Here is a 13,003-nt window from a genome sequence, read left to right on the forward strand (position 1 = left end):
AAATAATGCTTTTTTAATTTTTGTCAAGCCTTATTTTTAAAAAATATATCAAAATCACTTGATTCGCTTAATTTTTAGTCACTTAAATTTTTATAGCATCCACACAATTAATCCCGTCAATAGCTGCGGAAACAATTCCTCCCGCATAACCAGCACCTTCAGCACATGGATATAACCCTTTGACCTGTGGATGTTGTAAAGTTTCTTTATCTCTCGGAATGCGAATAGGCGATGAAGTGCGCGATTCAACACCGAGAAGAATAGCTTCATTCGTATAATAGCCTTTCATTTTCTTTCCGAAAATTGGCAATGCTCCACGTAAAGCTTGATGTACAAAGTCTGGTAATACTTCATTCAAATCTACAGAGCGTGTGCCCGGTTTGTAAGAGTTTTCGGGAAGATCACGTGAAACTCTGTTTTCTACAAAATCTACCATGCGTTGAGCCGGCGCTACTAAATTGCCACCGCCCAATTGAAATGCTTGTTGTTCAATCTGCCGTTGGAATTCTAATAAGGCAAAAGGATTTGTCGCAGCATCAGGGACATCTTCCAAATTTATTTGAATGACTGTGCCTGAATTGGCATGCGGGTTATTTCGTTTGGATGGAGACCAACCATTTACGACTATTTCATTGTGCTCCGTCGCACAAGGTGCTATAATTCCACCTGGACACATACAAAATGAAAAGACACCACGGTCATTCACTTGCTCTACCAAACTATAATAAGCTGGCGGAAGATTTTCATGACGTGTACTACAATGGTATTGTGCTTTGTCAATGATTTCTTGCGGATGCTCAATACGTACGCCTAGAGCAAAAGGCTTTGCTTCCAATAGCCAGTTTTTGGATCGGAATAATTCATAAATATCGCGAGCAGAGTGTCCAGTAGCTACGATAATATGTTCGGCTTCAAAAGATTTTCCATCGGCAGTTTTTACACCTGTCACTTGCCCAAATTGTTCGGTAATATCGACAACTTTCGTGTCAAAATGTACTTCCCCTCCCATTTCCAAGATGCGATTACGCATATCCTCGATGATATGCGGTAATTTATTAGTACCGATATGTGGTCGAGCATCGATCAAAATATCTTGATCTGCACCATGCTCTACAAAAATCGAAAGCACTTTGTTGACATCACCACGTTTATTAGACCGTGTATACAGTTTGCCATCCGAATACGTACCTGCGCCACCTTCTCCATGACAATAGTTGGATTCTGGATTGACAATGCCTTCTCTATTAATTTTCGCAAGATCACGACGTCGTTCGCGCACAGCCTTTCCGCGTTCTACAACAATAGGTTTTAAACCGCGTTCTAGGCAACGGTATGCGGCAAACAAGCCTGCTGGTCCTGCACCAATGATGATCACAGGTTTGCCTTCTTTTACATTTTGTAATGTGCTGCTGAAAGATTCAGAGACTGGTTCTTCGTCAATAAAAAATACCACACGTGTACGGTATAAAACTGCACGGCTTCTGGCATCTATAGATCGTTTGCGGATGTGGTAACCTTTGATTCTATGTGGCTCAACTTTTAGTTTTTGAGCACCTTGTTTTGTAATATAATTTTCATCGTAGATGAAATCTGGACTAATCGCCAGCTCAATTTCTTTTTGCATATGTCTTACACTTGGGTATCTATCCCAAAAGATTGACACAAAGTTACAAAAATGATGATGAATTGTCAGTATGCAGATTTTGGCATTTGCTTTGACTTTGTATTTTAGATTTTTAAAAACTTATTTGTACATTTAGACAAACAGATTGAATTTATCACACATGAAAAAATTATTATTTGCCCTAGTTGGCTTGTTTATTACGCTTTCTTTTAGTTCTTGCGGATACAATACAATGGTATCAAAAGATGAAAACGTGAAAGCAAAATGGGCACAAGTTGAAAACGCGTATCAACGTCGTGCAGATTTGATTCCTAATTTGGTGTCGACAGTCAAAGGTGCTGCACAACATGAGCAAGGAACATTGACAGCTGTAGTCGAAGCACGTGCTAAAGCAACTTCTGTAAGTGTAAATCCTGATGATTTGTCTGATGAGTCTATTGCTAAATTTCAGCAATCACAAGATGCGTTATCGCAGTCTATAGGTCGTTTGTTAGTAAGCGTAGAAGCATACCCTGATTTAAAAGCAAATTCTAATTTCCAAGAGTTGCAAGCGCAATTAGAAGGAACGGAAAACCGTATTTCAGTAGAACGAAGAACCTATAATGAGGCTGTTCAAGACTTCAATACGACTGTTCGTAGCTTCCCTAACAATATAATGGCGGGTATTTTTGGCTTTAAAGCAAAAGGTACTTTCCAAGCGGCAGAAGGTTCAGATAAAGCTCCTACAGTTTCATTCTAGACTTTTTAATCCATTGTATATTAAGATGAATATTGGAGTTATATATAGTCCAGTATTCATCTTTTATTTTTAGTAATGATATGGCTATTTTAAATTCAGATGAGCAAGAGCGCGTGGTGCACGCAGTAAGTGTTGCGGAGAATATGACTTCTGGTGAAATCCGCGTTGTCGTAGAAAATGTAGTTGGAAATAATCTTACTGCAATTCAGAAGGCAGAAAAATACTTTTTCGAACTCAATATGCATAAGACGTTACGCCGCAATGGCGTGTTAGTATACTTGGCTGTTGCAGATCATCAATTCGCTATTATTGGTGATGCAGGTATTAATGCTAAAGTACCAAGTGACTTTTGGGAAAATACAAAAAACAAAATGTTAGCACATTTTAAAGTTGGTGATTTTGCATCGGGATTGGTAGAAGGCATTCATGATGCAGGAGAGCAATTGCACCAATTTTTTCCGCGTCAAGAAGACGACGTGAACGAATTACCAAACGACATTCATTTTGGTCATTAATATTGATTCTATGATTTCTCTAAAGAAAAATAAAATTTTACCTTCCTTATTTTTTACAGCTCTATTGTTCATTAGCGCAATTACGACGCTATTCGGACAAGATTTGCCGCCTGTATCTCGTACGATTGTTTCGGATTTTACCAATACATTATCCTCATCACAACGAGATGCTTTAGAACGTAAGTTGGTTGCATTTAATGATACGACATCGACTCAAATCGCAGTGGTATTGGTAAATAGTACGGATGGCTATGATGTATCTGACTATGCGGTTCGCTTAGCTAAAAAATGGGGTATAGGTGATGCCAAATACAACAATGGAGTCCTATTGTTGGCTGCTATTGGTGATCGAGCAGTAACTATTCAGACGGGGTATGGTGTTGAAGGAGCATTGCCAGATGCAATTGCGTACCGAATTATTGAGAACGATATCAAACCAGCTTTTAGATCTGGTGATTATTACGCTGGATTGGATAATGCAACAAACTCCATTATTTCTTACACCAAAGGTGAATATAAAGCTGAAAAAAGGTCTTCTAAATCTTCTGATGGTGGTGGGGGCATTAGCGGAATTTTTGTTATAGTGGTCATCGTTATAATCTTTGCTTTGATATCAAAGGGTGGAGGCGGCAATAATAGAGGTGGTAAAGTGATTAATGGCAAAGGCTCAAATGATCTATTCTGGTGGATGCTACTGAGTGGCCTAGGTGGTGGCGGAAATTCCCGTGGCGGCGGCGGTGGTTTTGGCGGTTTCGGTGGCGGAGGTTCTGGAGGTGGCTTCGGAGGTTTCGGAGGAGGTGATTTTGGCGGTGGTGGCGCAAGCGGACGCTGGTAACTGTTAATTGGTGTTAAAAATTCGTAAAAGGAAAATAATTAATCAGTATAAAATCTATATTTGATAGATAACTAAGATACAAGATTAGATGAAGAATATTTTATTTGCAATGCTAGTGGGGGTACCTGCATTGTCATTTGCTCAAGAAGATTATACAGTTAAAGGTAAAATAGGTGCACATAATGCACCAGCTAAGGTGTATTTACAATATGTAGATGGTGCTGCACGAAAATTAGATTCTGCGGAAGTTAAGAATGGACAGTTTACATTAAATGGTACGGTATCGGCTCCTGTTGAAGCCTATGTAATTCTTTCGCCAGAAGGTAAAAGCCTTCGTGAGTTGAGCAATCCAGATTTTGGAAGCCTTTATTTATCAAAAGGCGTAATCAATTTAGAAGGTGAAACCTTAAAAGCTGCAAAATTATCAGGTAACTCTGTTAATGAGGAATATGTGAAATTCAAAAGTTTAACAAAAGATACAGAGCAAGCTATAGATGTTGTAAACCAAGAATATTATAACGCGACAGATGAACAAAAGAACGATGAAAACTTTGTGAATGCTTTGCGTGAAAAAATTGGACCATTGTACGAAAAACTTGAAGCGTCACAACAGGAATATTTAACAACATCTAAAAGCATTATTGCACTTAATATAATTGAGGAAAACCTTAGCGCAGAAAATGTTATAGAATATGAAGGCTATTTCAAAAGTTTTCCATCAGATTTGCAAAATAGCGCAAAAGGAAAATCTATCACGGAGAAAATGAGTAACTTAAGAAGTGTAGCCATCGGTGCTGTAGCTCCTGATTTTACATTGCCTACTCCAGATGGTAAAGAAATTTCGTTGTCTTCGTTAAAAGGGCAATATGTGTTGGTTGATTTTTGGGCATCATGGTGCGGACCTTGTCGTCAAGAAAATCCAAATGTTGTAGCAGCATACAATAAATTCAAAGACAAAGGTTTTACGATTCTAGGCGTATCTTTGGATTACCCAGGTAAAAAAGACGATTGGGTAAAAGCTATTGAAGATGATCAATTAGAACAATGGGCAAATGTTTCTGAATTGAAAGGTTGGCAATCGGAAGTTGTGAAGTTGTACTCATTACGCAGTATTCCTCAAAACTTTTTATTAGATAAAGAGGGCAAAATTGTGGCGTCAAATTTAAGAGGCGAGGCGCTGGAAGATAAACTTGCCGAGCTATTGAATTAGTATTGTATTTCAATATATCATAAAGGACCTTGATTTCTAATCAAGGTCTTTTTTTGTATATTTAATATAAATGTATCATTATGAGGGAAATACTTTTTATTCTACTATGTTTTCCAACATTAACATTTGGGCAGGAAAAATATCATATTATTGGTGAGATTGATCAGTTGAAAGACTATAAAATAGTTTATCTGGAATATGGTTTAATTGGCGAAGAGGAGATAGATTCGGCTATAGTTGTGGATGGAAAATTTGAATTTAAAGGTGAGGTCACCCAACCAACTTATGCACAAATCACAATTAGAAATAATAAGGTTTGGGATGGTCTGCCGCAATATATGGAGTTATTCTTGTGTTCGGGTAATACTTATATTGAAGGTGAGAAATTAGATTCTAAAATCTTGAAGGGAAATGAATTGAATGAAACTTTTGCTAAGTATAAGAAAGAGTTAGAGCCGTTGCAAAAGTGGAGAAGAAAAGAAAATGTTTTTGCAAAGGAAAATCATGATATAGTAACTAAAGGACTTGATGATGAACGTGCATTTGACTATTCATTTTTAAATTCTAATCCCTTAAATTATTTATCATTTAATTTAATGCAGAGATTATTGTCAGAAGAGACTGTGTTAGAATTTGAGGCGAAGTATGAAAAACTAAATCATTTAAATATAAGCGAAAAGCATAGAACTTTATTCGAAGATCGACTTAAACGATATAAAAAAAGAGCAATTGGGCAAGAAGCTATTGATTTTTCGTTTCAATCAGTAGATGGTGAAATTTTAAAACTATCAGATCTCAAAGGTAAGTTGGTTTTAATTCGATTTTGGGATGCAGCAGCAAATGGATGGAAGGACAAAGGTAACTTGAAAGAAGTTGACAGATTATTAGAAGAACATCAAATGTTGGATTTTGTAATACTTCGTATTTCGCTTCTTGTAGATAATAAAAACTTAAATTGGAAAAAAATGGTTCAGGAAAACACATTGAAATATGTCAGAGATGTTTGCTTGGATAGTGAAAATAGAAAATTAGTAATCGATAAATATGCTAAATATGTGAATGGGTATAGTGTTGATGATATGTTTAGTAGTTTTTTAATAGATCAAGAAGGTAAAATAATAATGGCGGGTGTAGGAGTGAAGAAATTAGATAATTATCTAAAAAAGTTGTAATCTACCTAATACTTACCGCTAAGCATTAGGTAGATTATAAAATTATATTTTACCAATTGCTTGTTCCCAGTCGGCAATAATGTCATCAATATGTTCAATACCTACAGAAATACGCAACATACCTAATGTGATGCCTGAGATTTTTTTCTGTGTCGAAGAATGATGCGATCCCCACATACTCGCTGGATGTACTACCAACGATTCTACCCCACCAAGGCTAGCTGCATTCGCAAATAATTGCAAATTGTTCAATATTGTTTGCGCATTTTTAAATTCATCTGATTCGTCTTTTCCAGCGACTTCAATGCACAACATACCTGTATGACCTTTTAGCTGTTTTGCGGCTAACTCATGTTGAGGATGCGATTTCAAACCTGTATACGACACTTTCTTGATAGCTGGATTTTTTTCTAGCCATTCGGCTAATGCCAAAGCATTTGCATTGATTTGATGTACGCGAAGTGACAGCGTTTTCAACCCACGCAATAATAACCAAGAATCAAAAGGACTTAAGCTGGCACCTAACGTGATTGAACGTCTCCAAGCTTTGACAATAAATTCTTTGCTTCCGCAAATGACACCAGCCGTCAAATCGGAGTGACCACCCAAATATTTTGTAGCACTATGTAAGATCACATCTATACCAAATTCTGAAGGCACCTGATTAATCGGTGATGCAAATGTATTATCTACCATCGTCAAAATGCCTTTATCCTTACCTAGCTTTCCAACAAATTCTAAGTCTGTAATATCTAAATTCGGATTGGAAGGAGTTTCCAAGTAAATCAATTTTGTATTTGGTTGAATCGCATCTACAAATGCCTGATTATTGGTTTGATCTACGTGAGTTATCGTTATCCCGTATTCCGAAAGAAATTCCTTTAGAAAAAGCATAGCACCCGAATAATGTGCATTCTGTGCAACGATGTGATCTCCTGCTTTCACAACAGCCAAGATAGCCGTGCTAATTGCTGCCATGCCCGTTGCTAGTACCAATGCATCTTCTGTCTTCTCCAACTTAGCTATAACAGCAGCTACCTGGCTATTCGTTGGATTACCGTGCCTATGGTAGAATTCAGGATGTTTTGGTTCAGTTGCTGCTGCAATATATTCCTGTGGATCTTGGTCTGCAAAATAAGTAGAAGTTTGATATATAGGAGCTACTACAGCTTTTGTTTTGTTAAATTCTTCGCCAGTATGTATCAAGTTTGTTTCGATCTGTCTCATCTTTATATAGGTCTTTTTTCCAAAGCTAACAAAATATCTATTAATTTGATAGGGTATTTTCAACAGATGTTCATTCCACTTTGTAGCGGATTTATTTCTATATTGCGTATACCTTAATAGCATTATGAAAAAGATAGTATTACTTCTGCTAACTGTATTTACTTGCTCCACAGTATGGGCACAATTAAAATCGCCAGAGGAATTTTTAGGTCGTCAAATCGGAACTAAAATTACACCACATTGGAAAGTTTTGGAATACTATAAGCATGTTGCAGAACAAGCTCCACAACAGATTAAATTTCAGCAGTATGGTGAGTCGATCGAAGGAAGACCAATGTATGTTTTTTTTGTTTCTTCTGCTAAGAATATTGCACGATTGGATGCAATCCGCAAAAACAATCTAAAAATAGCTGGAGAAGAGACTGGAAATACAGAACTTGTGGATATGCCTGCGATAATTTGGATGAGTAACAATGCGCATGGAAATGAGACATCCTCTATGGAATCTTCGATGATGACTCTTTACCAATTGGTCAATCCAAAGAATTCTGCTTCACAAAAGGAATTGGAAAATACGTTGGTGATTATCGATCCATGTTTGAATCCAGACGGTACGGAACGGTACAACAATTGGCAGAACGGAATTTTGGGTGCTCAATACCATCCTGACTTGTATGCCAGAGAACACAGTGAGCCTTGGCCAGGAGGTCGAGTCAATCATTATTACTTTGATTTGAATCGTGATTGGGCATGGCAGACGCAATTGGAAAGTCAGCAACGCATGCAAATTTACAATGATTGGTTGCCGCATATTCATATTGATTTCCACGAAATGGGAATCAATGCGCCTTATTATTTTCCGCCAGCGGCAGAACCATTGCATGAAGTTATCACACCTTGGCAGCGCGAATTTCAAACCACTATTGGTAAGCACAATGCCAAGTATTTTGACAAACAAGGATGGTTATATTTTACGAAAGAACGTTTTGACTTATTCTATCCATCATACGGGGATACCTACCCGATGTACTCTGGAGCTATCGGAATGACTTATGAGAAGGCGGGAAATACTTCTGCTGGTCTGGGGGTTTACACTGATCAAAAAGATACGTTGACTTTGGTAGATAGAGCGATTCAGCACCATGCTTCTGGAATGAATTTAGTAGAAGTGGTTTCACAAAATTCAGCAAAAGTAGTGGAAGAGTTTAAGAAATTCTATAAGCAAGCAAATGCTGGTGATTTGGCAACATTCCAGAGTTACGTCATTAAATACGAGCCAAATCAGGAGTCTAGTATCCGTTCGTTGCTTGAATTACTCGATAAGAATAAAATTCGTTATTATGCTGCCGAAGGTACGTTCAGAGGTTTGGACTACTCGACAAAGAAAAGTATAACATACACCGCAAAAGATAAAGATTTAGTTATTCCGGGCAATCAGCCAAAAGCTGCTTTGGTTCGTGTCCTATTTGAGCCGGAGGCTAAACTGTTGGACTCCGTGACATACGATATTACAGCTTGGTCGATGCCTTATGTGTATGGCCTTTCCGCTGTAGCAAGTCAAAATAAAATTACTTCTACAAAACCTTACAGTTTAGAAAAAGTAAGTAATAACCTAGCGGAAAGCTTTGGTTATGCGATTAAGTGGAATGGATTTTCGTCTGCACGAGTGCTAGCAGAACTTTTACAAAAGAAAATTACTGTTAAACGTTCGGATTATGCATTCAAATTGAATGGTGAAGATTTTCCCAGAGGTTCGTTGTTGGTAATGTCCAGCAACAACAAAGCTGTGGATATCAAGAAGACCCTGAAAGAAGTAGGAGACCAGCACGATTTGAAAATACATGCAATCAGTTCGGGTATCATTGAGGGCGCCAAAGATTTTGGTAGTTCGGATGTGAAAACCATTAAAGCACCAAAGGTCTTGATGTTGGCTGGAGAAGGTATGCGTGCTTTAAATGTGGGTGAGGTATGGCATTATTTCGATCAGCAGTTGAAATATCCTATTATTTTGGTAAATCCTCGAGAAATGTCTCGTGTGAAATGGTCCGAAATTGATGTGTTTATAATGCCGGGCGGAAGTTATCCATTTTTACAAGATAAGATCCAAGCAGAAAGTTTTTCCAATTGGGTACGTGCTGGCGGTAAGGTTATAGCGCTAGAAAGTGCTGTGTCGCAATTGTCTGCACAATCTTGGGTAAAACTCAAACCAATCAAACAAGATACAACAATCAAGGCTAAAGAGAATCCATTAAAAGTGTATGCGGATCGTGAGCGCGAATCTTTGAAAGAATATACAGCAGGTGCGATTTATAAAGTTGATTTTGATGCGACACATCCGTTAATGTACGGCAACAAAGAATATTTCACCTTGCGCCAAAATGGTACGCTTTACCAATATTTCAAAGATGGCACGGGATGGAATGTCGGTTATATCAAAGAGAATGCCTTAATGAGTGGCTTTGTAGGGCAAAACCTTAGCAAGCAAATCAAGAATGGTTTAGTTTTCGGAACAGAATCCGTAGGAGCAGGCACAATCATTTACCTTGTGGATAATGTCTTATTCCGCAATTTTTGGGATACTGGTAAATTAGTGATGGCAAATGCTGTATTTCAAGTGGATTAGTAATGAAAGCACTTGGTATTATGTTTAACTACACCGGTGCTACTTTTGCAGAATAAAAATTAGAGGAGACAACTACATAGTAAACAAAAAATGCTGTAAGTCAAGCTTACAGCATTTACTAATCCCTTATATGGATATTATTTAAATCAATCCTTTTTTCGCTAATAATTCAGCTACTTGTACAGCATTTGTTGCCGCACCTTTTCTCAAATTATCTGCTACTACCCAAAGGTTAACTGTTTTATCTTGTGATTCGTCACGACGAATACGTCCTACGAAAACTTCATCTTTACCGTGTGCATCTTTCGGCATTGGGTATTCCAAATTAGCAGGATTATCCACTACAACAACACCTTCTTGTGCTGCTAAAGCTGCACGTAACTCCGCTAAATCAAAATCATTTTCGAATTCAATATTTACAGACTCCGAGTGACCACCCATTACTGGGATACGTACCGTAGTTGCTGTAACTTTGATCGAATCATCTTGCATGATTTTATTCGTCTCCTTAATCATTTTCATTTCCTCTTTCGTATAGCCATTATCTTGGAATACATCGATTTGAGGAATCACATTTAAGTCGATTTGGTAAGGATACGCTTTCTCACCTTCCACGCCTGCACGCTCGTCGTTCAATTGTTGAACCGCTTTTACACCAGTACCTGTTACAGATTGGTAAGTCGATACGACAACGCGTTTGATTTTATATTTTTCGTGCAATGGTTTCAACACCACTACCATTTGAATAGTCGAACAATTTGGGTTAGCGATGATTTTATCATCAGCTGTCAATACATCACCGTTCACCTCTGGTACTACCAATTTTTTAGTAGGATCCATACGCCAAGCCGATGAATTGTCAATTACGGTAATACCCGCTTCAGCAAATAATGGAGCGAATTCTGTCGAAGTGCTGCCGCCAGCTGAGAATAAAGCCACATCTGGTTTAAGTGCAATAGCTTCTGTTGGAGTAACTACCTTATACTTATTTCCCTTGAATTCAATTTCCTTACCCTTACTTCTTTCTGATGCTACTGGAATTAATTCTGTTACGGGAAAGTTTCTCTCCGCTAATACTGTCAACATTTCGGACCCAACTAAACCAGTTGCGCCAACTACTGCTACTTTCATTTCTTTACAATTGTGCTTTAATATTTTGTGAATACTCTTTTTTTAATGGATTCAAACATAAGAAATTAAAATCAGTAAACACACAAAAATTTTAATTATTCGCATTATTTTAGGCTTAAAATTTAAAAACACACCTGATTTATGGTTTAAAAATTACGATTTTGTTAATTTAAACGGATATTAGGCTGAACAAACGCAATGTAATTTTTAATTGTAGAGAAAAATATTCTGTAAATTGCCTCGACAAAGAATCATACGCTAATAGGCTAAAAACTAGGCATGAGAATTACATTTAAGCTTTATTTAATTTCGCTTATCCTCACTTGCTTAACATACCACAAAGGTTGGACACAATCTTCAGGTTCGCTTGTTATCAATGAGCTCATGATTAACCCAAACAATGTTGCCTCATTACCGGCATTTGAGTTTATAGAATTGTATAATAATTCTTCAAACACCATTGATTTAAAGTCCGTAACCTTACATGTAAATAACAATCAAGTGACTTTGCAAAGTTACAAGATTCCGCCGAGTCAATATGTAATCTTATGTGCTGCTGAATCTGAAGCTCAATTCACAAGATATGGAAATGCCCTGGCGCTGTCGAGATGGTATGCATTGAACAATTCTGCTGCAACTATAAAGCTTACACAGGGAGATAATATAATAGATGAAATAACGTATAGCGACAGTTGGTATAATAGTTCTACGAAACGAAATGGCGGCTGGAGTTTGGAACGTATTAACCCCAATTGGAATTGCAATATAAAACTGAATTGGTCTGCGACAAATTCCTTGAGCGGTGGTACACCGGGAAAAAACAATACGATTCTAGATAATAAATTTATTCCTCAGCCATCTATCTCAAGCTACAAAATCGTACAGAATCGAGTTGAATTAAATTTGAGTATTGAACACAAATATTTTTCAAATATCAGTTCGGCAAAATTTACTTTGGATGAGGGAATTGGTAATGCTGAAAAAGTTGAATTGCTAAATGAACAAATAGTTCTGAGCTTTTCCAAAAATCTAAATCCCCAAAAATTGTATACTTTACGAATAGAAGGGTTAAAGATTTGCAATCTTGTATTACCAATATTTGAAACCAAGCTTTTTGATCAAAAGGAAATTAAAACAAGTGATATTATCATCAACGAAATTCTATTTAATCCCAAAGAAGGTGGAGTCGATTTTGTGGAATTATATAATCAAACTGAATTTCCCATTAATCTGCAAAACTTCAAATTAGGCAATAGGGTAATTACCAATCAGTTTTTTTTACTGGAAGCTAAACAGTATTTAGCAATTACAACCAATAAAAAAATAATTGCACAACATTATCCTAATGCCATTCAAGAGAATATTTTCGAAACGGCTTCATTGCCTCCGTATACGAATCAACAAGGCGTAGTGACGTTATTTTCAAATCAAAGTATCTTTATAGATTCAGTGTATTATTCAGCGGATATGCATTCCAAACATGTGATTGATCCAAAAGGAATTTCACTAGAACGCACCAATAATGCTGAAAATACTTTTCACTCTGCATCAACAGTATATGGTGGTGCAACTCCGGGATATCAAAATTCTACAATGGAATTAAATATTCCCCAAAATAAAATCTACCTAACCTCCAATACCTTTTCTCCAAATGATGACGGCTATGAAGATGAATTAGAAATTAATTACGAGCTCATCCATCCGAATTACATCATCGCTGTAGAAATATACAATGAAAAAGGCCAATTGGTTAAAAAATTAGCGCATCAAAACCTTGCTGGTACGCACGGCAAAATAATTTGGGATGGAAAAAGCGATGCAGGACAACGCTCTGCTAGAGGTCATTACATTTCGTTTGCTCAAATTTTTGACCACAATGGTATGACATAAAATTTTAAACAACCGTTTGTGTTAATCAACTCATTGA

At 37.1% G+C, this 13,003-nt stretch carries 10 protein-coding genes; 7 read left to right on the forward strand and 3 right to left on the reverse strand.

Annotation, left to right across the window (positions count from 1 at the left end):
- Positions 1–82: 82 nt before the first annotated feature.
- Positions 83–1,624 (reverse strand): NAD(P)/FAD-dependent oxidoreductase, encoded by a 1,542-nt coding sequence (locus tag GOQ16_RS03730; protein ID WP_160068028.1) that lies wholly within the window; start codon positions 1,622–1,624, stop codon positions 83–85.
- Between the two features lie 160 nt (positions 1,625–1,784).
- Here GOQ16_RS03730 and GOQ16_RS03735 point away from each other — a divergent pair, with 160 nt between their 5' ends.
- From GOQ16_RS03735 to GOQ16_RS03755, 5 genes are all read left to right on the forward strand, one after another.
- On the forward strand, positions 1,785–2,363 hold the full coding sequence (locus tag GOQ16_RS03735) for a LemA family protein (protein WP_149914728.1): 579 nt from the start codon (positions 1,785–1,787) through the stop codon (positions 2,361–2,363).
- An 80-nt stretch (positions 2,364–2,443) separates the two neighbouring features.
- Complete coding sequence (locus GOQ16_RS03740) at positions 2,444–2,878, forward strand: TPM domain-containing protein (RefSeq protein WP_160068030.1); 435 nt, start codon at positions 2,444–2,446, stop codon at positions 2,876–2,878.
- Positions 2,868–3,713 carry a TPM domain-containing protein gene (locus tag GOQ16_RS03745; RefSeq protein ID WP_240140955.1) on the forward strand — a complete coding sequence of 282 codons (846 nt, stop codon included), beginning with the start codon at positions 2,868–2,870 and terminating at the stop codon, positions 3,711–3,713. Before GOQ16_RS03740 ends, GOQ16_RS03745 begins: the two co-directional genes overlap by 11 nt.
- Before the next feature lie 88 nt (positions 3,714–3,801).
- Positions 3,802–4,923: a TlpA disulfide reductase family protein gene (locus GOQ16_RS03750; protein WP_160068032.1), complete on the forward strand. Its 1,122-nt coding sequence runs from the start codon at positions 3,802–3,804 to the stop codon at positions 4,921–4,923.
- A gap of 80 nt (positions 4,924–5,003) precedes the next feature.
- Positions 5,004–6,095 (forward strand): DUF4369 domain-containing protein, encoded by a 1,092-nt coding sequence (locus GOQ16_RS03755; RefSeq protein ID WP_160068034.1) that lies wholly within the window; start codon positions 5,004–5,006, stop codon positions 6,093–6,095.
- A 42-nt stretch (positions 6,096–6,137) separates the two neighbouring features.
- Here the strand turns inward: GOQ16_RS03755 and GOQ16_RS03760 are convergent, their stop codons facing one another.
- The gene (locus tag GOQ16_RS03760) at positions 6,138–7,322 is read right to left on the reverse strand and encodes a trans-sulfuration enzyme family protein (RefSeq protein ID WP_160068036.1); all 1,185 of its coding nucleotides are present in this window, start codon (positions 7,320–7,322) and stop codon (positions 6,138–6,140) included.
- 124 nt (positions 7,323–7,446) lie between these two features.
- Here GOQ16_RS03760 and GOQ16_RS03765 point away from each other — a divergent pair, with 124 nt between their 5' ends.
- A complete protein-coding gene (locus tag GOQ16_RS03765; RefSeq protein ID WP_160068038.1) occupies positions 7,447–9,945 on the forward strand; it encodes a M14 metallopeptidase family protein in 2,499 nt (832 codons plus the stop codon).
- A 141-nt stretch (positions 9,946–10,086) separates the two neighbouring features.
- Here the strand turns inward: GOQ16_RS03765 and GOQ16_RS03770 are convergent, their stop codons facing one another.
- Entirely contained in the window at positions 10,087–11,076 is a 990-nt protein-coding gene (locus tag GOQ16_RS03770; RefSeq protein ID WP_149914722.1) for an aspartate-semialdehyde dehydrogenase, read from the reverse strand.
- A gap of 279 nt (positions 11,077–11,355) precedes the next feature.
- Between GOQ16_RS03770 and GOQ16_RS03775 the strand changes: the two genes are divergently transcribed.
- Positions 11,356–12,966, forward strand: coding sequence for a lamin tail domain-containing protein (locus tag GOQ16_RS03775; protein WP_160068040.1), 1,611 nt, complete (start codon positions 11,356–11,358; stop codon positions 12,964–12,966).
- Positions 12,967–13,003: the final 37 nt, after the last annotated feature.

This window comes from Sphingobacterium bovisgrunnientis, from assembly GCF_009829085.1.
Taxonomy (GTDB): domain Bacteria; phylum Bacteroidota; class Bacteroidia; order Sphingobacteriales; family Sphingobacteriaceae; genus Sphingobacterium; species Sphingobacterium bovisgrunnientis.